This is a genomic window from Mycobacterium sp. TY814, from assembly GCF_030755175.1.
Lineage (GTDB): Bacteria > Actinomycetota > Actinomycetes > Mycobacteriales > Mycobacteriaceae > Mycobacterium.
Window position 1 is genome coordinate 343,916 of sequence record NZ_JAUFRY010000003.1, and the last position, 22,399, is coordinate 366,314.

Annotated in this window: 7 protein-coding genes; 1 reads left to right on the forward strand and 6 read right to left on the reverse strand. The window is 66.7% G+C overall.

Annotation, left to right across the window (positions count from 1 at the left end):
* Nucleotides 1-26 precede the first annotated feature (26 nt).
* From QXH22_RS22870 to QXH22_RS22895, 6 genes are all read right to left on the reverse strand, one after another.
* On the reverse strand, nucleotides 27-1,397 hold the full coding sequence (locus QXH22_RS22870) for a hypothetical protein (RefSeq protein ID WP_306277095.1): 1,371 nt from the start codon (nucleotides 1,395-1,397) through the stop codon (nucleotides 27-29).
* 121 nt (nucleotides 1,398-1,518) lie between these two features.
* Complete coding sequence (locus QXH22_RS22875; RefSeq protein WP_306245665.1) at nucleotides 1,519-5,979, reverse strand: PPE family protein; 4,461 nt, start codon at nucleotides 5,977-5,979, stop codon at nucleotides 1,519-1,521.
* Between the two features lie 93 nt (nucleotides 5,980-6,072).
* A complete protein-coding gene (locus QXH22_RS22880) occupies nucleotides 6,073-9,774 on the reverse strand; it encodes a PPE family protein (RefSeq protein ID WP_306277096.1) in 3,702 nt (1,233 codons plus the stop codon).
* A gap of 93 nt (nucleotides 9,775-9,867) precedes the next feature.
* Nucleotides 9,868-14,463, reverse strand: a complete 4,596-nt coding sequence (locus QXH22_RS22885; protein WP_306277097.1) for a PPE domain-containing protein — start codon at nucleotides 14,461-14,463, stop codon at nucleotides 9,868-9,870.
* Between the two features lie 81 nt (nucleotides 14,464-14,544).
* Nucleotides 14,545-20,214 (reverse strand): PE family protein, encoded by a 5,670-nt coding sequence (locus QXH22_RS22890; RefSeq protein ID WP_306277098.1) that lies wholly within the window; start codon nucleotides 20,212-20,214, stop codon nucleotides 14,545-14,547.
* Between the two features lie 504 nt (nucleotides 20,215-20,718).
* Complete coding sequence (locus QXH22_RS22895) at nucleotides 20,719-21,507, reverse strand: (2Z,6E)-farnesyl diphosphate synthase (RefSeq protein WP_306246456.1); 789 nt, start codon at nucleotides 21,505-21,507, stop codon at nucleotides 20,719-20,721.
* A gap of 145 nt (nucleotides 21,508-21,652) precedes the next feature.
* Between QXH22_RS22895 and QXH22_RS22900 the strand changes: the two genes are divergently transcribed.
* Nucleotides 21,653-22,393, forward strand: coding sequence for a hemolysin III family protein (locus QXH22_RS22900; protein ID WP_306245669.1), 741 nt, complete (start codon nucleotides 21,653-21,655; stop codon nucleotides 22,391-22,393).
* The last annotated feature ends 6 nt before the right edge of the window (nucleotides 22,394-22,399 follow it).

The following is a 22,399-nucleotide window of genomic DNA, read 5'->3' on the forward strand; positions in this document are numbered from 1 at the left end:
CGTGGTGTCGGCGGGTTGCGCCGGGATCAGTCGCTGGAAACCGTGACCCGGCCGCGTAGGTCGGCGGCGATCAAGCGCGCTGCCGCGTTCTGCCAATTGTGCAATGAGCGCTGCGGTACCTCGGTGACCAGCCACTGCCAGGCCTGTCGCGCCGTCGGATCCAGCCCGGCGGCCGTCGCGTTCTGCGCGTACGCGCGCACGCCGACGACGTAAGGGAAATACAGCGAGTTGTAGTAGCGCCACTCCTCCGTGGTGCCGAAGTCGCCGGCGTCGCGGGGCTTGAGCCTGGCGATGCCGTCCGCGAGCACCGCCTTGAGTTCGTTGGCCCGCTCCACCGGATGGTCGGGCGCACCGCGGGCGGCCAGGTGCTCGTCGATCACCGGCAACGCCGTGAGCGGGCTCGCGACCAGTTTGGTCAGGTCGCGGTAATGGCCCAACGCGCGACGGGTGAGCCGGACGAACGTGTCGTCGTCCACCTCGACCAGAGGGTCCTTCGAGCGCAACGGCAGTGCCGCCCCTGCGTCGCGCAGCACCGCCCGGTCGGCCCGCAGCTCGGGTGAGCGAGAGAACGCCAGCCGGTCCAGTACCGCGGCGAGCGGGTCAGCCAGCACCTGGACGGTGATCGCCACCGCCAGGCTGGTGAACAGCAGCACCGTCATCGCGGTCTGGGCCGTAGGTTCGGCGCGGGTGACGGCGAGCCCGATCAACGCCTGACCTCCGAACAGCACCGAAACCGCCGAGCAGCCGACAAAGGAGCGCAGCATGTCGGCGCGCAATGCCTGCCCTTCGTCGAAGGCGTCCCACACGGCCACCGCCACCCCGAGCAGCAGCACGTCGAATCCGGTGGACGCCAGCGCAATCCAGCTCGGCACCAGCCCCAGCGGGATGATCAGGATGGCATTGGCCAGCGCGAAGAACAGCGTCGCGATCACCACGGCTCCGGTCACGGGCGCGGGCCGCACGGGCCGCAGGACCTTCGCGGCCATCGCTCCCAGCGTGGAGACCGAGATGACCCCGAACATCAGCCAGTGCCCCAGCCGGAGCGGTCCGGTGACACTGCCGGCCACGTTCGCGGCCACCAATGTCAGCGCCGCAACGGTGCCGATCAGGAGCACCTCGCCGGTTCGGCCCCGGGTGCTGTCGGCAGGGCGGGCCAGTTCGACCAGCACCGCAAACCAGGCGACGCTGGGGACCGCGACCAGGTACACCTCAAGCCGACTCAGCAGCTCGGCGTGCGTGAGGCTGGTCGTCCGCACCGCGTCCAGGGCCACCACCGACGCGAACCCGCAGAGCCCGATCGATGCCAGCACCAGCACCGGCTTACGCGGGTCGCGGGCCAGCAGGTACAGCCCCAGCCACCCGCTCAGCGTGAACACCACTGCCGACAGCGCAGCCATGGATCCAGTCTGTCACGCCGCTCTTCGCCACTCTCTGAGTGCGGCTACCCGACCGGTGCGCGGCCCACACGCCTAACCAAGGCGCGCCTACCGACTGCACCCACTGCCGCCCTACGCGCCGCTACGTTGTGGTGACGACGAGGCCACCCTGGATCGGCGAGATAGCCGCCAGCGCCGCCTGCAGCGCCTCCATTTGGCCGTTCCAGAAGCCGGAGACCTGGCTGCCGATGTTGCCGACGCCGGAGATCAGGGCCGAGGTGTTGGCGGCCAGCGTGCTGGTGTTGGCGACACCGGAGATGGCGGTGCCGAGGTTCTGGAAGCCCGACAGCACCGAACCGGAGTTGTACCAGCCCGACGTCAGCGCCCCGTTGGCGTTGGCGAAGCCCGAACTCAGATCGCTGGAGTTGAAGAAGCCGGAAGAACCGATGGCACCTCCGTTGAAGTACCCCGAGGACACCGACGAGTTCCCGATACCGATCTGCCCCGGCAGCGTCACGTTGAGCCGGCCGAGGAGCGTCATGTCGAAAGGTATCCGTATGTCCGCGCCGACCACGAGACTTTCGAAGACGATCGCATTGACGCGGATGGGGGTTATCGATGGGGACAGGAGGGTTCCAGCGACAGGGATATTCCCGACAATAGGAGCGGTTACCGTCACGTTGACCGCGATGTTGAACTGAGGGATCGGTTGGATGGTGATGGGGTCGATCTGACCGGTGATCGGGATCGCTAGGTTGGTAGCCGCCACCAGGTTGATCGGAATCGCCGGGAGATCGATTGCGATGGTCGGACCCTGCAACCCTTGGCCGTCGGCCAGATGGAAGGAACCGACGTTCGTGCTGCCGGTGTTGAAGGAACCGGTGTTGAGGTCGCCTGAGTTGGCGAAGCCGGTGTTGATGCTGCCGCCGTTGAAGCTTCCGGTGTTCAGATCGCCCGGGTTGGCATCACCGGTGTTGAAGCTGCCGGCGTTGAAACTGCCCGTGTTGTTGCTGCCGGTGTTGCCGAAGCCGGTGTTGTAGCTGCCGGTGTTGCCGATACCGGTGTTGCCGACGCTGGTGTTACCGATGCCGGTGTTGTAGTCACCGGCGTTGCCGATGCCGGTGTTGCCGGTGCCGGAGTTGAAGAAGCCGCGGTTACCGGTGCCCGAGTTGAACAACCCGACGTTGTCGGTGCCCGCATTCAACCCGCCGAAGCCCGAGTTGCCGCTACCGAGCAACCCGATACCGGAGTTGTTGTCACCCCAGTTCGCCAAGCCGATGTTGCCGTTGCCGAAGTTGCCGAAGCCGATGTTGCCGCTGCCGGTATTGCCGAACCCGATGTTGCCGCTGCCGGAGTTGCCGAACCCGATGTTGCCATCACCGAGGTTGCCGAACCCGAAGTTGTTGCTGCCCAGATCGCCGAACCCGAAGTTCAGGTTGCCCAGGTTGCCGCCGCCGAAGTTGTTGGCGCCCACGTTGCCCAAACCGAAGTTCAACTGCCCGATGTTGCCCCCACCCACATTCAGGCCACCCTGGTTGCCCAGGCCGATGCTCAAGGTGGTGAAGTCGGTCACCGCGTTGTGGAAGACCCCAGAGACCTGGCTGCCGACATTGCCGAAGCCAGAGATGACCGCCGCCTGCGACGCCTCCAACGAACTCGCGTTGAACCAGCCCGACATGCTGTTGCCCAGGTTGCGCATGCCCGACGCCAAGTCGCCCACGTTGCCCATACCCGAGGCACCCAGCCCCATGTTCTGCCACCCCGAACTGCCCGCGCCCACATTGAAGAAGCCCGAGGAACTGCCCGTGCCGCTGTTGAAGAATCCCGACGACGGGGCACCCGTCGTGTTACCGATGCCCGGGCCCGCCGGGATCGAGATCGGAATATCGATCGGGCCGACGGTGCCGGAGATGCCGGCAAACAGTGTGTATGTCGGGCCGCCGACGAGCAAGTTCAGCCGTGGTCCGCTGATCGTGATGGTCGGAACATTGATGGGACCGACGGTGGAGTTGGCGGTCACGTTGCTGATACCGGTGATCGCGATCTGGGGAACGGTGAACGGCACAGTGGTGATGTCGAATGTGCCACCGGAGATCGTCGCGCTCAACGGGACTCGCAGGCCGAAGTCCACGGGAATCTGGTCGATGTGGATCGAGTAGGAAAAACCGGTCATGCCCTGGGCGTCGCCCCGGACGAAAATCCCGTTGTTCATGTTCCCGGGGTTGAACAGGCCGGTGTTGATGTCCCCGGAGTTGCCGATGCCGGTATTCAGGTTGCCGGTGTTGAACCACCCGGTGTTGGTGTCGCCGCTGTTGAAGTCACCGCTGTTGAAGCTGCCCTCGTTGAAGCTTCCGGTGTTGTAGCTGCCGCGGTTACCGATCCCGGTATTGAAGTTGCCCGGATTGAACAGACCTGTGTTGGCGGTGCCGGAGTTACCGATGCCGGTGTTGTAACTACCGGTATTGAACAACCCCGAGTTGCCCACGCCTTCGTTGAAAATGCCGCGCAGATCAACCCCGGAGTTGGCGATACCGATGTTGCCGTTACCGGTGTTGCCGAATCCGATGTTGTTATCCCCGGTGTTGCCGAACCCGATATTGCCGGTACCGGTGTTGCCGAAGGCGTCGGCGACAGCGGCCGTCGCAGCAGCAGGACTCACCGCCAGCAGACCGTTCAATTTGGCCGACAGACCCGTCCCGCTCAGCACGCTACTGATGGCCGGGTTGCTCAACAGGCTGCCAAGGTGCCCGGAGTTGAGCAGGCCGCTCACCGAGGGGCTGCTCAGCAGCGTGCTGACCACCGGGCTGCTCAACAAGGTGCTCACCGAGGGGCTGCTCAGCAGTGTGGTCACCGCCGGGCTGCTCAGCAGATTGGTCACCGCCGGGGTGCTGAACTGGCTGACGAACGCCTCGGAATACACCCAGGCGTTGAACACCGGCGAACTCGACAAGTTGGTCACCACGGCCTCGAGGCCACCGTGGGAGTTGACGTAATTGGTGATCTGGTTCAGCGAGAAGTTCCCCCACGGCGTCGACAATGTCTGCGCGGCCGCACTCGCCCCGCCCGTGCCACCCACCCCCCACTGCGACAACAAGTTGCTCAGGCTGCCGCCGTTGGTCAGCTGCACACCACTGAGCAGGCTGCTCACCGTCGGATTGCTCAACAACCCACTCAGCGCCGGGCTGCTCAACACGCTGCCCACCGTCGGGCTGCTCAACAGGGTGCTCACCGTCGGACTGCTCAACACAGCGCTCACCGCGGAGCTGCTCAGCAGATTGGTCACCGAGGAACTGCTCAGCAGATTGGTCACCGCAGGGCTGCTCAGCTGGCTGGCCAACGCACCGGAATTCACCCAGGCGTTAAACGCCGGCGAGTTCGACAAGTTCGTTAACACGGCCTGCAGACCACCGTGAGAGTTGACGTAGTTGGTGATCTGGTTCAGCGAGAAGTTGCCCCACGGAGTCGACAACGTCTGCGCGGCGGCACTCGGCCCGCCGGTGCCCACACCCAATTGGTTCAGCGCACTGCTCACGTCGCCGGTGCTCAGATGCAGGCTGCTCAGCAGGCTACTCACCGACTTGCTGCTCAACAGACTGCTCAGGCTCTTGCCGCTCACCAAGCTGCTCACCGCCGGGCTGCTCAGCAGGCTGCTCACCATCGGACTGCTCAACAAGCCGCTCAGGCCGCCAGTGCTGATCACGCTGTTGAGGACCCCGCTGCTCAGGACGCCACCGAGACCACCGGTGGACAGACCCGTCACCAGCGACTGCATGTTCGAGCCGCCGAAGTGACCCCACGACCCGAAGTTGTGGCGACCCCACTGTGCCGCGGCCGCCGCGCCGCCGGTGCCGATGCCACCCAGGTTGTGCAGGTTCAGGTTGGCGAAGGTTCCGGTGCCCAGCCGCAGACTGCTCAGCACACCACCCAGGTTGAAACCGCCCAGCAGGCTGCCCAGCTTCAGCCCGCCCAGATTCCCCGAACCCAGGCTTGCGACGACGGCCTTGACGCCCGCGCCGCCCCCGGCCAAGCCGGACAGCCGCGAGACCGCCGCATTCATCAGACCACCCGCCCCGGCCAACTGACCCAACGTCAACTTAGTGAACGGCGTCAGCGCCGCCGCCGCCGCCGCAGCCCCACCGTGATAGCTCAACATCGCCACCACGTCCTGAGCCCAGAACTCCTCGTACACCGCCTCCGCCGCCGCGATCGCCGGCGCATTCTGCCCGAAGATATTCGACAACACCAACGACACGAACGAATTCCGGTTGCCCGCGATGACCGCCGGATGCACAATCATCGACCGCGCCGCCTCATACACCGACACCACAGTCCGAGCTTGGGAGGCCGCCTGCTCAGCCGCCGCACCCGCCGCACTCAACCACGCCGCATACGGCGTCGCCGCCGACCTCATCGCCACCGACGCCGGGCCCTGCCAGTATCCGTCAACAAGCCCCGAAGTCACCGACTCGAAAAACGACGACGCCGAACCCAACTCGGAAGCCAACCCAGACCAGCCCGCCGCCACACCCAGCAACGGAGCCGACCCAGCGCCGGCAAGAATCCGCGCCGAATTGATCTCGGGTGGCAAAGTCAGAAAACTCACCGGCTCAGACCTCTTCCTTACATAGCAGGAAAGCTTCTCTGGGGTAATGGGTGCTGCAGAACAACGCCCGGCCGTCCGGGGCGGGGAAGTACGTCATCGGCTGGCCACCCAGTCCGCCAGCGTCTGCTGCAACGCATCCATCTGGCCGTTCCAGAAGCCGGACACCTGGCTGCCGATGTTGCCGACGCCGGACATGAACGCCGCGCCGTTGACGGTGCTGGTGTTGGCGAAGCCCGAGATCGCGTCGCCCACGTTCTGCCAGCCCGACAACAACGAACCGGAGTTGTACCAACCCGACGTCAGCGCCCCGTTGGCGTTGGCGAACCCCGAACTCAGATCGCTCGAGTTGAAGAAACCGGAAGAACCGACCGAACCGCCGTTGAAGTAGCCCGAGGACACCGACGAGTTCCCGATACCGACCAGCGGCGGGAACGTGAGGTTGAGTCGGCTGGGGCCCCCCAACTGGAGGGGTACCTGTACGTTCGCCCCGACCATGAGGTCGTTCAGGACGATCGGGTTGACGACGATGGGACCTATCGGTGGGACCACTAGGGTTCCATTGAAAGGGATATTGATAGTGAAAATGATCGTGGCGCTTGCCACCACGTTGACCGGGATCGAGAGCTCAGGGGTAAAGACGGTGATCGGGTCGATCTGACCGGTGATCGGGATCGCCACGTTGGCACCCGCCGACAGGTTGATCGGAATCGCCGGGACATCGATCGCAATGGTCGTACCCATCTGGCCGTCGGCCAGATGGAAGGAACCGACGTTCCTGCTGCCGGTGTTGAAGGAACCGGTGTTGAGGTCGCCTGAGTTGGCGAAGCCGGTGTTGATGCTGCCGCCGTTGAAGCTTCCGGTGTTCCGATCGCCCGGGTTGGCATCACCGGTGTTGAAGCTGCCGGCGTTGAAACTGCCCGTGTTGTTGCTGCCGGTGTTGCCGAAGCCGGTGTTGTAGCTGCCGGTGTTGCCGATACCGGTGTTGCCGACGCTGGTGTTACCGATGCCGGTGTTGTAGTCACCGGCGTTGCCGATGCCGGTGTTGCCGGTGCCGGAGTTGAAGAAGCCGCGGTTACCGGTGCCCGAGTTGAACAAGCCGACGTTGTCGGTGCCCGCATTCAACCCGCCGAAGCCCGAGTTGCCGCTACCGAGCAACCCGATACCGGAGTTGTTGTCACCCCAGTTCGCCAAGCCGATGTTGCCGTTGCCGAAGTTGCCGAAGCCGATGTTGCCGCTGCCGGTATTGCCGAACCCGATGTTGCCGCTGCCGGAGTTGCCGAAGCCGATGTTGCCGTCGCCCAGGTTGCCGAACCCGAAGTTGTTGCTGCCCAGATCGCCGAACCCGAAGTTCAGGTTGCCCAGGTTGCCGCCGCCGAAGTTGAAGCCGCCCACGCTGCCGAAGCCGACGTTCAGGTCGCCGATGTTGCCCCCACCCACATTCAGGCCACCCTGGTTGCCCAGACCGATGCTCAAGGTGGTGAAGTCGGTCACCGCGTTGTGGAAGACCCCAGAGACCTGGCTGCCGACATTGCCGAAGCCAGAGATGACCGCCGCCTGCGACGCCTCCAACGAGCTCACGTTGAACCAGCCCGACATGCTGTTGCCCAGGTTGCGCATGCCTGACGCCAAGTCGCCCACGTTGCCCATACCCGAGGCACCCAGCCCCATGTTCTGCCACCCCGAACTGCCCGCGCCCACATTGAAGAAGCCCGAGGAACTGCCCGTGCCGCTGTTGAAGAATCCCGACGACGGGGCACCCGTCGTGTTGCCGATGCCCGGGCCCGCCGGGATCGAGATCGGAATATCGATCGGGCCGACGGTGCCGGAGATGCCGCCGAACAGGGTGTATCCCGGGCCGCCAACGACCAAGTCCAGCCGTGGCCCGCTGATCTCGATGGCCGGAACATTGATGGGACCGATGGTGGAGCCGTTGTTGATGGCGCTGAGAGGGCTGAGATTGATCGCCCCGATGGTGTACGGCAAAGTGCTGATGGGGAATGTGCCACCGGACAACGTGAAGTTAAGCGGGACTCGCAGGCCGAAGTCCACGGGAATCTGCTCGATGCGGACCGTGTAGGAAAAACCGGTCATGCCCTGGGCGTCGCCCCGGACGAAAATCCCGTTGTTCATGTTCCCGGGGTTGAACAGGCCGGTGTTGATGTCCCCGGAGTTGCCGATGCCGGTATTCAGGTTGCCGGTGTTGAACCACCCGGTATTGGTGTCGCCGCTGTTGAAGTCACCGCTGTTGAAGCTGCCCTCGTTGAAGCTTCCGGTGTTGAAGCTGCCGCGGTTACCGATCCCGGTATTGAAGTTGCCCGGATTGAACAGACCTGTGTTGGCGGTGCCGGAGTTACCGATGCCGGTGTTGTAACTACCGGTATTGAACAACCCCGAGTTGCCCACGCCTTCGTTGAAAATGCCGCGCAGATCAACACCAGAGTTGCCGAAACCGATATTGCCGTTACCGGTGTTACCGAACCCGATGTTGTTATTCCCGGTATTGCCGAACCCGATATTGCCGATACCGGTGTTGCCGAAGGCGTCGGTGACCGCCGCCGTCGCGGCCGCCAACGGACCGCCACCCGTATAGCCGGCACTCAGGCTCTGCAACAGGCCGCTCAGCTGCAGACCACTGCTCGAGCTCAGCACGGTGCGGACCAAGCTGTTCAGGCCACCGCTGTTCACCACGGCTGTCGCGGTCGTCGAATTCAGCACGCTGCTCAACAAGCCGTTCGCGCCAGGGTTTGACAGCGCCGCGCTAACGGCGTTGGTCAGCACGGGGCTGTTTGCGGCGGTGTACACCGCCTGACTGACCGCCTGGCTACTGAGCACGTTGGTCAGCGCCGTCGTGAAATTGGCATTGCTGAGCAGGCCAGTCACCATCTTGGTCAGACTGGGGCTGTTGAGCACCGTGGTCACCAGGCCAGTCACATTCGGCGAGCCGGCTACCTGAGTCAGCAGGTTCTCCCAGCCGCCGACGCTGAGCTGACGACCCCACGAACCACCAAAGGACGCGAAGCCGCGACCGGAGGACGCGGCCGCCGCGAGCACGCCGCTACCCGTGCCGCCCCAACCGAAGGCCTGCAGGTTCAGATTCGCCAGGCCCCCGGTGCCCACACCGCGCAAAATGCTGCCCAGGTCAACCCCACCGACCTTGATACCGCCCAGCAAACTGCTCAAGTTCCCGGATCCACCACGCGCCGCAGCTGCGACGGCGGTCGCCAGCCCCGACGCCTGCGCGGCTACCGCCTTGACCACGCCACTGCCGCCCAGGGCCAGCGGCAACTTCGTGAACGGCGTCAGCGCCGCCGCCGCCGCCGCAGCCCCACCGTGATAGCTCAACATCGCCACCACGTCCTGAGCCCAGAACTCCTCGTACACCGCCTCCGCCGCCGCGATCGCCGGCGCATTCTGCCCGAAGATATTCGACAACACCAACGACACGAACGAATTCCGGTTGCCCGCGATGACCGCCGGATGCACAATCATCGACCGCGCCGCCTCATACACCGACACCACAGTCCGAGCTTGGGAGGCCGCCTGCTCAGCCGCCGCACCCGCCGCACTCAACCACGCCGCATACGGCGTCGCCGCCGACCTCATCGCCACCGACGCCGGGCCCTGCCAGTATCCGTCAACAAGCCCCGAAGTCACCGACTCGAAAAACGACGACGCCGAACCCAACTCGGAAGCCAACCCAGACCAGCCCGCCGCCACACCCAGCAACGGAGCCGACCCAGCGCCGGCAAGAATCCGCGCCGAATTGATCTCGGGTGGCAAAGTCAGAAAACTCACCGGCTCAGACCTCTTCCTTACATAGCAGGAAAGCTTCTCTGGGGTAATGGGTGCTGCAGAACAACGCCCGGCCGTCCGGGGCGGGGAAGTACGTCATCGGCTGGCCACCCAGTCCGCCAGCGTCTGCTGCAACGCATCCATCTGGCCGTTCCAGAAGCCGGACACCTGGCTGCCGATGTTGCCGACGCCGGACATGAACGCCGCGCCGTTGATGGTGCTGGTGTTGGCGAAGCCCGAGATCGCGTCGCCCACGTTCTGCCAGCCCGACAACAACGAACCGGAGTTGTACCAACCCGACGTCAGCGCCCCGTTGGCGTTGGCGAACCCCGAACTCAGATCGCTCGAGTTGAAGAAACCGGAAGAACCGACCGAACCGCCGTTGAAGTAGCCCGAGGACACCGACGAGTTCCCGATACCGGGCTGCCACGGCAGCGTGACATTGAGTCGGCCGAGGAGCGTCAAGTCGATGGGCAGCGCAAAGTCCGCCCCGAAGACGACGTCCATCAGGCGGATCGGGTTGATGACGATGGGGTCCACTATTGCGGACGGGACGATTCCAGCGACATTGATAGTGATAAGAACGGTAGCGCTGATGTTGACCGGGACATCGACAATGATCGGGTAGACGGTGATCGGGTCGAACTGACCGGTGATCGGGATCGCCACGTTGGTAGCCGCTACCAGGTTGATCGGAATCGCCGGGAAATCGATCGCGATGGTCGTCGCACTCTGCTGGCCGTCGGCCAGATGGAAGGAACCGACGTTCCTGCTGCCGGTGTTGAAGGAACCGGTGTTGAGGTCGCCTGAGTTGGCGAAGCCGGTGTTGATGCTGCCGCCGTTGAAGCTTCCGGTGTTCCGATCGCCCGGGTTGGCATCACCGGTGTTGAAGCTGCCGGCGTTGAAACTGCCCGTGTTGTTGCTGCCGGTGTTGCCGAAGCCGGTGTTGTAGCTGCCGGTGTTGCCGATACCGGTGTTGCCGACGCTGGTGTTACCGATGCCGGTGTTGTAGTCACCGGCGTTGCCGATGCCGGTGTTGCCGGTGCCGGAGTTGAAGAAGCCGCGGTTACCGGTGCCCGAGTTGAACAAGCCGACGTTGTCGGTGCCCGCATTCAACCCGCCGAAGCCCGAGTTGCCGCTACCGAGCAACCCGATACCGGAGTTGTTGTCACCCCAGTTCGCCAAGCCGATGTTGCCGTTGCCGAAGTTGCCGAAGCCGATGTTGCCGCTGCCGGTATTGCCGAACCCGATGTTGCCGCTGCCGGAGTTGCCGAAGCCGATGTTGCCGTCGCCCAGGTTGCCGAACCCGAAGTTGTTGCTGCCCAGATCGCCGAACCCGAAGTTCAGGTTGCCCAGGTTGCCGCCGCCGAAGTTGTTGGCGCCCACGTTGCCCAAACCGAAGTTCAACTGCCCGATGTTGCCCCCACCCACATTCAGGCCACCCTGGTTGCCCAGGCCGATGCTCAAGGTGGTGAAGTCGGTCACCGCGTTGTGGAAGACCCCAGAGACCTGGCTGCCGACATTGCCGAAGCCAGAGATGACCGCCGCCTGCGACGCCTCCAACGAACTCGCGTTGAACCAGCCCGACATGCTGTTGCCCAGGTTGCGCATGCCCGACGCCAAGTCGCCCACGTTGCCCATACCCGAGGCACCCAGCCCCATGTTCTGCCACCCCGAACTGCCCGCGCCCACATTGAAGAAGCCCGAGGAACTGCCCGTGCCGCTGTTGAAGAATCCCGACGACGGGGCACCCGTCGTGTTACCGATGCCCGGGCCCGCCGGGATCGAGAACAACGGAATATCGATCGGGCCGACGGTGCCGGAGATGCTGCCATACGTTGTGTATCCCGGGCCGCCGACTGTGAAGTTCAACCGTGGCCCGCTGATCGTGATGGTCGGAACATTGATGGGACCGACGGTGCCGGACGTGCTGCTGAGAGGGCTCAGGTCGATCGCCCCGATGGTCCACGGCTGAACGGTGATGTCGAATGTGTTACCGGATATCGTCGTGTTCACCGGGAATCGCATGCCGTAGTCCACGGGAATCTGGTTGATGTGGATCGAATAGGAGACACCGGTCATGCCCTGGGCGTCGCCCCGGACGAACATCCCATTGTTCATGTTGCCGGAGTTGCCGATGCCGGTGTTGATGTCCCCGGAGTTGCCGATGCCGGTATTCAGGTTGCCGGTGTTGAACCACCCGGTATTGGTGTCGCCGCTGTTGAAGTCACCGCTGTTGAAGCTGCCCTCATTGAAGCTTCCAGTGTTGAAGCTGCCGCGGTTACCGATACCGGTGTTGAAGTTGCCCGGATTGAACAGACCTGTGTTACCGGTCCCGGAGTTACCGATGCCGGTGTTGTAGCTACCGGTATTGAACAACCCCGAGTTCCCCACGCCTTCGTTGAAAATGCCGCGCAGATCAACCCCGGAGTTGGCGAAGCCGATGTTGCCGTTACCGGTGTTGCCGAACCCGATGTTGTTATCCCCGGTATTGCCGAACCCGATATTGCCGGTACCGGTGTTACCGAAGGCGTCGGCGACAGCGGCCGTCGCAGCAGCAGGACTCACCGCCAGCAGACCGTTCAACTTGGCCGACAGACCCGTCCCGCTCAGCACGCTACTGATCGCCGGGCTGCTCAACAGGCCGCCAAGATGCTCCGAGCTGAGCAGGCCGCTCACCGATGGGCTACTCAGCAGCGTGCTGACCACCGGGCTACTCAACACAGCGCTCACCGTCGGGCTGCTCAGCAAAGTGGTCACCGCCGGGGCGCTCAACAGGCCGCTCACAGCAGGGCTGCTGAACTGGCTGACGAACGCTTCAGAGCTCACCCAGGCGTTGAACGCCGGCGAACTCGACAAGGTATTCAGCACGGTTTGCAGTCCACCGTGGGAGTTGACGTAATTGGTGATCTGATTCAGCGAGAAATTGCCCCACGGAGTCGACAACGTCGACGCCGCCGCACTCGCCCCGCCCGTGCCACCCACCCCCAACTGCGACAACAAGTTACCCAGGCTGCTGCCGTTGCTCAGGTGCACACCACTGAGCAGGCCGCTCACCGTCGGGTTGCTCAACAACCCACTCAGCGCCGGACTGCTCAACACGCTGCCCACCACCGGACTGCTCAACAGGGTGCTCACCAACGGGCTGCTCAACACCGCGCCCACCGCCGGGCTGCTCAAAACAGCGCCCACCGCCGGGCTGCTCAAAACAGCGCTCACCGAGGAACTGCTCAACAGAGTGGTCACCGACGAACCGCTCAACTGGCTGGCCAACGCACCCGAATTCACCCACGCGTTAAAAGCCGACGAATTCGACAAGTTCGTCAAAACGGCCTGCAGACCACCGTGAGAATCGACGTAATTAGTGATCTGGTTCAACGAGAAATTGCCCCACGGAGTCGACAACGCCGCCGCCGCACTCGCCCCACCGGAACCGGTGGCACCCACACCCAACTGCGACAACAGGTTGCTCAAGCTGCTGCCGTCGCTCAAGTGCAGACTGCCGACCAGGCTGCTCACCGCCTTGCTGCTGAGCAGGCTGCTCACCGTTGGGCTACTCAACAAGCTGCTCACCGTGGTGCTGCTGAGCAGGGTGTTGACCGCTGAGCTATTCAACAGACCCGTTACCGCCGGACTGCTCAGCAGGGCGCTTACGCTGCCGCTGCTGATGGCGTTGCTCACGACGCCGGAATTCAGCAGGCCGGTCAGGAAGCTCAGGCCGCGGCCCGAGCCACCGAAGCCATGGCCCCATGAGCCGCCCCAGTGATGACCCCAACCCGCGGCCGCCGTCGCCCCGGTGGTGCCGGTGACACCCAGCTGGTTGAGCACGGCGCTGAGGTTGGCGGTGCCCAGATTCAGACTGCCCACCAGGCTGCTCACCGCCGGGCGGCTCAGCAAGCTGCTCAGACTGCCGCTGCTCAGCGCGGCGCTGATGCTTCCGGAGTTGGACAGACCAGCAGTCACCAGGTTCAGGCTGGCGAGGTTTCCGGTGCCGAGCTGCAGGCCACCGAGCACCCCGCTGAGGTTGAAGCCGCCCAGCAGGCTGCCCAGCCTCACATTGCCCGATCCAAGTGCGGCCCTGATGCTGCCGCCGCCCTTGTTGAAAGTGCCAGAAAGGCCGGCAAGTTGGGTCGCTGCGGCGTTGACGAAGCCCCCCGCGCCGGTCAACTGACCCAACGGCAACTTGGTGAACGGTGTCAGCGCCGCAGCCGCGGCCGACGCGCCGCCGTGATAGCTCAGCATCGCCACGATGTCCTGAGCCCAGAACTCCTCGTAGGCCGCCTCCGCCGCCGCGATCGCCGGCCAGTTCTGCCCGAACAGATTCGAGATGGCAAGCCGCACCAGCGCATTGCGATTGCCCGCGATCAGCGCCGGGTGCACGATCATCGACCGCGCAGACTCATATGCGGCTACCACCACCCGAGCCTGCGCGGCGGCCTGCTCAGCCGCCGCACCCGCAGCGCTCAACCACGCCGCATAGGGCGAGGCCGCGGCCCCCATCGCCGCCGCGGCCGGGCCCTGCCAGGCGCCGTCAATCAAGCCGGAGGTCACCGACTCGAAGAACGACCCGGCCGAACCCAACTCGGACGCCAGGCCGTCCCACGCCGACGCCACCGACGCCATTGGCGCCGATCCCGCGCCGAGCAGCATGTTCAGCGAGTTGATCTCAGGTGGCAAGGTCAGGAAACTCACCGGCTCAATCCTCTTCCTAACATTTCAGACGATCGCTGTTCGACGTGTGTGGAGTAGTACCTAGCAGGCCGGGTTGAGTTCTTACGTGCCGTTGGGGCCGTTGGTGCCCGGAATGCCCGCGGCGCCGCCCGTACCCGGCGTGCCCGCCGCACCGCCGCCGCCGCCCGTACCGGGGTTACCGTTGGTGCCGTTGCCGCCGTTAAGCCCGCCGCCCAGGCCGGTTCCGCCGGTACCGCCGCTGGCGTGGTTGCCGCCGGCGCCGCCGTTCGCGCCGTTGCCAGCCCCTCCACCGATGCCGGTGCCCGTCGGGGTGCCACCGCCGCCGCCGGCACCGCCCTGCCCGCCGTTGCCGGAGTTCCCGGCGTTTCCACCGGTCCCGCCGCCGTTGCCGTCGCCGCCTTCGCCGCCGACGCCGCCGATGCCGCCCGAGCCGGCTGCGCCGGCAGCGCCACCGGCACCACCATTTTGGTTGGTGCCACTGCCGTTGCCGCCTTTGCCGCCGCCACCCGAGGTGCCGCCTGAGCCGGCTTGCCCGCCGTTACCACCGGCTGCGCCTGCGGTGGTGGTGGTGCCATTACCACCAGCACCGCCGGCGCCACCGGCACCGCCGTTACCGCTTTGGCCACCGTTGCCGCCCAGGCCGCCGGGGTTGGTACCGCTGCCGTTGCCGCCAAGGCCACCGGTACCGCCTGCTCCGCCGATACCGCCAGTACCACCGTCGCCACCGGCACTCGCCACACCGTTGGTGCCGCCGCCGATCGCGGTGCCACCGGACGCGCCGTCGCCACCGGCGCCACCCGCACCGGCGCTGCCACCGGCGCCACCGGCGCGGGCATCGCGGTTGGCGGCCGTGGTGCTGGTTTGGCCATTACCGCCCGTAGCACCGTTACCGCCGTTGCCGGCCTGGCCACCGTCACCGGCGCTACCCGCGGCGCCACCATTCTGGCCATTGCCACCGGCACCCGCGTTACCGCCGGCGCCGCCGTCACCGCCGGTACCACCGCCGCCACCGTTGCCACCGGTCGTACCGGTGGCGGTTCCACCGGTACCCCCGACGGATCCGATGCCACCCTTGCCACCGTTGCCACCAGCGCCACCGTCGGTGGTCGCTGTGCCGGCACCACCGGTACCACCGGCGCCGCCGGCGCCACCATCGCCACCAGCACCGCCGGTGCCGCCGTTGGTGCGGTTGCCGGTGCCGCTGCCGCCGTTGCCGGCCGTCCCGGCGTTGCCGCCGTCGCCGCCGTTACCGGCGTTACCGGCCGTGCCGTTGTTGCCGACCGTGGCCGTACCCGCGGCGCCGCCGTTGCCGCCGGCTCCACCCTTGCCTCCGTCGCCGGCTGCACCGCCGGTGCCAGCCGTGGCATTGGCAGTACCGGAGTTGGAGCCAGCAGCGCCATTACCACCCTGGCCGCCCTTACCGCCGTTACCGGCGTTACCGCCATTACCCGCGTCACCAAGGACGGATCCGCCAGCACCGCCGGCGCCACCGTTTCCGCCCGCGCCGCCGGTCCCGCCAACGGCGCTGGCGCCACCCGTGGCGCCGGTCCCGCCGTTGCCACCGCTGCCGCCGTTACCGCCGTCACCGTGCGAACCGCCGGCACCACCCTTGCCGCCGCTGCCGCCGGCCGCACCGGTGGTGTTCGCGGCGTTGTCGAAGCCGTTGCCACCGGCACCGCCGTGGCCGCTGTTGGTGGCGTCAGCGCCGTTAACGCCGTTGGAGCCTGCGGTCGAGCCGGTGCCCGCCACGCCACCGGTCCCGACGAGGCCTGCGTCACCGCCCTGACCGCCATCGCTGCCGTTGATGACGCCCGCCGTGCCGTTGGCACCCTTGCCGCCGTCACCGCCGTGGCCGGCACCACCACCGGCGCCGCCGTCTCCGGCAGCACCCACGATGCCTGCGGTGGCGGCACCACCGTTGCCGCCGGCACCACCCTGGCCGCCGGCACCACCCTTGCCGCCAGCACCGCCAGCCGTGTTCGGGTTCGTCGAGTCGGTGGCATTGCCGCCCGTTCCGCCCTTTGCACCAGCGCCACCCGTACCGCCGGCCCCGCCGTTACCGGACACCGTGCCACCGGCACCGCCGTTACCACCGTGACCACCGAAGCCGCCGGCAACTGCGTTGCCGCCGTTGCCGCCCGAGCCGACCCCGGCCGTACCGTCCTTGCCCGGCAGACCGGCGCCACCGGTGCCGCCTGCCCCGCCGTTGCCGCTCTTCCCGGCATCGCCACCGTCGCCGCCGGTACCGCCACCGGCCTGGCCGATACCACCGGTCCCACCGGCGCCACCGTCACCAGATGTCGCACCGCCAGCACCGCCATGACCACCGGCACCGCCGATACCCAAGGGCGATTGACCAAGTCCACCGGTCCCACCGACGCCGCCGGTGCCGGTCGTCCCGCCAGCGCCACCTACGCCACCGGTTCCACCGTTGCCGGCCTGCGCTCCGCTGACGCCACCGTCACCGCCGGCGCCACCAGCACCGCTGCCATCGCCCGCTCCACCAACACCGCCGGTACCGCCGTTACCCAGCACACCGCCGGCACCACCGGTGCCACCAACGCCACCGGTTGCGTTGGAGCCCGCTTCAGCGTCGAAGCCCGCACCGCCGGTGCCGCCGTCACCACCGAAGGTGGCCGCAGTACCCGTGCTTCCCTTGGCACCGGCGACAGAGCCGGAGCCGCCGTTACCGCCAACCCCTCCGGTACCCGGGTTACCACCCTGACCACCTGCACTGCCGTCGATGTGCATGTCGGTGCCGGCGGCGCCGTCGCCGCCCCTCCCGCCGATGCCGGCAGCACCACCGTTACCTCCGGCGCCACCCACGCCGACAGTTCCCTTTCCAAGCGTCACGCCGCCGCCATTGCCGCCGAGACCACCCTGACCACCAACACCACCTTGGCCGGCTGCGCCACCAGCAAGATTCGGGTCAGTCGAGTCGATGCCGGCCGCGCCGGTTCCGCCTTTCCCGCCGATACCGCCGGCACCACCGGCACCGCCATTGCCGGATGTCGAGCCACCTTGTCCGCCGGCACCACCCTGGCCGCCGATGCCGCCGGTTCCACCGGTTTCAAACTCGGCGGCACCCGTGACGCCCTGGGCACCATTGCCACCAATGCCGCCGGCACCACCGTTACCGACCGCGCCAGCCTTGCCGCCGGCGCCACCGTTACCGCCGGCCAGGCCGCTGGCGGTGGGGTCGGTGTAGCCATTGCCGCCGTTGCCGCCGTTGCCACCGCTGGTGGCCGCGGCACCGCCCGCACCGCTGGTGCCAAAGCTCGATCCGACGCCACCTTGTCCGCCGGCCCCGCCAGTACCCGGGTTACCGCCGATGCCACCCGCGCTGCCGTTGAAGAGGGCGGCGGTCCCAGCGGCGCCGTTGCCGCCGTCGCCGCCGAGGCCGGCGGACCCACCGGCACCGCCGTTACCGCCCGCACCCAAGTTTCCGAGGGGATTCGGCGCGTTGCCGCCGTTACCGGCGTTACCGCCGACGCCGCCGTTGCCACCCTTACCACCCGTGCCGCCGATCTCGTCCGGTCCCGCTGCGTTGGCCCCGGTCGCGCCGGTACCGCCTTGCCCGCCGATGCCGCCGTCGCCACCTTTACCGCCGAAGCCGGCGGTTGTCCCGGCCACACCACCATCGCCGCCGCGACCGCCGTTGCCGCCGGTACCGCCGTTGCCGCCGGTCTGGGTCGGGTCGGTGCCGGCGGCGCCGATGGCGCCATTACCACCGACACCGCCATCGCCACCGTTACCGACGAGACCGCCGGCGCCGCCGCGCCCGCCGTTACCGCCGTTGGCGCCCGGGGTTACCGCGTTCCAGCCCGCGCCGCCGGTGCCGCCGTTGCCACCGGTCAGCGGGACCGCACCCGCCGCACCGGAGGCGGAGACGCTGGTTCCGGTGCCGTTCACTCCGCCGGCCCCGCCGGCCCCGCCTACGCCGGGATTTCCGCCCTGGCCGCCAGTACCGCCATTGCGCACAGTCTGGCTGCCGGCGCCGCCGACCCCGCCGTCGCCGCCCACCCCTGCCGCACCGCCCTGGCCGCCTGCGCCTCCGACGCCGGTGACCCCACCAGTCCCGCTGCCCAGCGCGACACCGGCGGCCCCGCCGGCACCGCCGTGACCACCCGCGCCGCCATTGCCGCCGAGGCCGCCGGTTCCGCCGGTGGCTCCCGCGACGGTTGCGTCGGCCCCGGTCGCTCCGGCACCGCCGGCTCCACCGAGACCGCCGACGCCACCGGCGCCGCCGTTTCCGCCGTTGCCCGATACGGCACCGCCGCGGCCACCGACACCACCGACGCCACCGGTACCGCCGACCGCGCCCGCGCCGCCACCGGCACCCGGGGTAGCGCCGTTCGCCCCTGCGGCACCGACCACACCGGCACCGCCCGCACCACCGTTACCGCCGTTGCCCGTTAAGCCGCCGTCGCCGCCGGCACCACCCGTACCACCGACCACGCCGAGGCCACCGGTACCGCCGTTCCCGCCCGCTCCGCTGCCGTCACCGTTTCCGCCGGCGCCACCGACACCACCGTGACCAGCCGTCCCCGCATTGCCGCCGGCCCCGCCGTTACCGCCGGCCGCATTCGACCCACCGGCGGCAGTGAGGCCCAACCCACCGGCACCGCCGTTGCCGCCACTGGTGGCCGCGGCACCCGCGGCGCCGTTTGCCGCGCCGAGCGAACCCGCTCCGCCCACACCACCGATGCCGGGGTTACCGCCCAGGCCACCGGAACCACCGTGAATGTTTCCGATATCGCCATCGCCGCCGACACCGCCCGCGCCCCCGAGTCCGGCGGCACCACCTGCACCACCCACCCCGCCGGCGCCGAACATGCCGGTGCTGCCGGCAGCGCCGCCGGCACCACCATTACCGCCAGCACCGCCGACGCCTCCCGTCGCGCCACCCCCGACGCCGTCGAAGCCGGTGCCTCCGGTACCACCGGCACCTCCCGCGCCACCGGCGCCCGCCGTGCTGAATATCGCCCCGCCGTTACCGCCGAGGCCGCCGACACCGCCGTTACCGCCGGCGGCACCGGACAACGGGTCGCCGGCGCCACCGGCACCGCCCACGCCGCCCGCGCCGCCCGCTCCGAAGAAGCCGGCGTTTCCACCGATACCGCCCGCACCCCCGGTCAGGCCTGCGGCGGCGCCGACGCCGCCCGTTCCGCCGATACCGCCGTTGCCGAACAAGATGCCGCCGGAGCCGCCGTTTCCGCCGGCGGCGCCGGCTCCACCCGTACCACCGATGCCGCCGGTGCCGAAGAGGCCGGCGGCGCCGCCGTTACCACCGACCTGGCCCGCCGCACCGGATCCGCCCGCGCCACCGTTGCCCCACAGCAATCCGCCCGCTCCACCATTCGCGCCGGTCCCTGCAGCCCCGTCGGTGCCGTTTCCGATCAGCGGCCGCTGAAACAGTGCCTGGCTCGGCGCGTTGATCAGGTCCATCACACCCTGCAACGGAGATGCGTTCATCGCCTCGGCGGTCGAGTACGCGTTGCCCGCAGAAGTAAGGGTTTGCACAAATTGTTGGTGGAAGGCCTCCGCCTGAGAGCTCAGGGCTTGATAGCTCTGAGCGTGCGAGCCAAAGAGCGCGGCGACGGCTGCCGACACCTCGTCCTGGGCAGCCGGCAGCAACGCAGCTACAGGTCTCGACCAGACCCCATTGGCCTCGTTGATCGACGCACCCAGACTCTGTAGGTTCGCCGCCGCGCTAGCGAACAGGTCGGGGGCAGCCGTCAAATACGACATCGCTGAAACTCCTGTGGTTCAAGGCCGATGGATGGACACGCGATTGGGAATGTACCTGCGCCGATTACGGAAACGCCAGATCTGACAACACCAATTTTCAGATTTTTCTGGGAGGTCCGCTGGCCGCATGGTTTGACGTCGTTAGCCGAATGTTGAATAGCTAACAACCGATTTTGAATTCAAATTATCAAACGCATGATCACTTAGGTGAGGTCGGCTAAAGGGGCGTTCGATAGCCGAAATCAGTTGCGCTACAGAATATTTCGGACGTTATTAGACACGGCCTACCGATGAGTAACCCGATGCCGATCGGCGGCAATTCCTGCCTACCTATGCGTTGTCTTTGAACCCAATGGGGCTTCTGCGCGCAGGAATGAGGAGTGAAAAGTTTGCTACGGCACGCTGAAAGGTCGCCTTGCAGAACGAAATGACACACCGGGTGTGACAAAAGATCGGCGTGGCGACACGCCAAGGCCGACGTGTCGCCACGCCGATCGGGTGCCGCTACTTGCCGTAGCGCCGGTTCCTCATGCTGTAGTCGCGCAGGGCGCGCAGAAAGTCGACGCGACGGAATGCGGGCCAGTGCGCCTCGGTGAACCACATCTCCGAGTAGGCGCTCTGCCACAGCAAAAACCCGGACAGCCGCTGCTCCCCCGAGGTCCGGATTACCAAATCGGGGTCGGGTTGCCCGGACGTGTAGAGGTTCTCAGAGATCCCTTCGACGGTCACCGCGTCGATGAGTTCCTCGGCGGTGGCACCATCGGCCAGTCGCTTGCCCAGCAGCGCGCGCACCGCGTCGACGATTTCCTGACGACCGCCGTACCCCACCGCGACATTGACGTGGAACGACGCGTTCTGGGGAGTGGAGTCCACGGCACCACGCAGCCGGCGGGCCTGTGCCTCGCCCAGCAACTCCAGATCACCGACGGTGCGGACGCTCCAGTGATTGGCCGGAGCGCAGATTTCCTCGACAACGTCGGTGATGATTTCGATCAGCGCGGCCAGCTCTTCAGGGTCACGCTGCAGGTTCTCGGTGGAGAGCAGATAGACGGTGGTCATCTCGATGCCGGCTTCCTGGCACCAGCGCAACATCTCGGCGATCTTGACCGCACCCATCCGGTAGCCGACGCTGACGTCGTCGTATCCCAGGCTGCGCGCCCAGCGGCGGTTCCCGTCGCACAACACCGCGATGTGACGCGGCAACTCAGATCGCGAGGCGGCCAGACCCTGCCGCAGTCGCAGCTCGTACAGCCGGTACAACGGCTCCTTGATCCGCGGCGGGATGATCTCCACGGAATCCCACACTACTGTGACCGACACCAATTTCCGGCTGCCATTTCCGGCAATATCACGCCAAGTCTGACGGGGTTCTCTCAGCCAGTCCCGTTACCCTGAACGGAAGACACCAACGACCGACAAAGGCGGGGCAAGGGGACAGATGAGCAGCCAAACCAGCACGCTCACCAGTACACAACCGGAACCGGACGGCCCATCGCCGGCCAACGCGGCCCACCATATTGCCGAGGGCGTCGCCAAGGTTCTCAAGAAGCCGCGCTTCCGCGGCTGGATCCACGTGTACTCAGCGGGTGCCGCCGTGTTCGCCGGCGCATCCCTGGTCGCCGTGTCCTGGGCGCTGGATTCCACCAAGGCCGGCCTGGCGACGATGCTCTACACGTTCGCCACCATCATCATGTTCACCGTCAGCGCCACCTATCACCGGGTGACCTGGAAATCAGACACCGCACGCATCTGGATGAAGCGGGCGGATCACTCGATGATCTTCATCTTCATCGCGGGCAGTTACACGCCGTTCGCGCTCCTGGCGCTGCCCGGCCACGACGGGCACGTCGTGCTGGCGATCGTGTGGGGCGGTGCGCTGGCCGGCGTCACGCTCAAGATGCTGTGGCCGACCGCTCCACGCTGGGTGGGCGTGCCGCTCTACATCCTGCTGGGCTGGGTAGCGGTCTGGTACACCGGCTCGATCCTGCACAACGCCGGGGTCGCGGCCATGGTGCTGCTGTTCGTCGGTGGCGCCCTGTACAGCATCGGCGGGATTCTCTACGCGCTGAAGTGGCCGGACCCTTGGCCGTCGACCTTCGGATACCACGAGTTCTTCCACGCGTGCACCGCCGTCGCGGCGATCTGCCACTACATCGCGATGTGGTTCGTCGTTTTCTGACGCTTG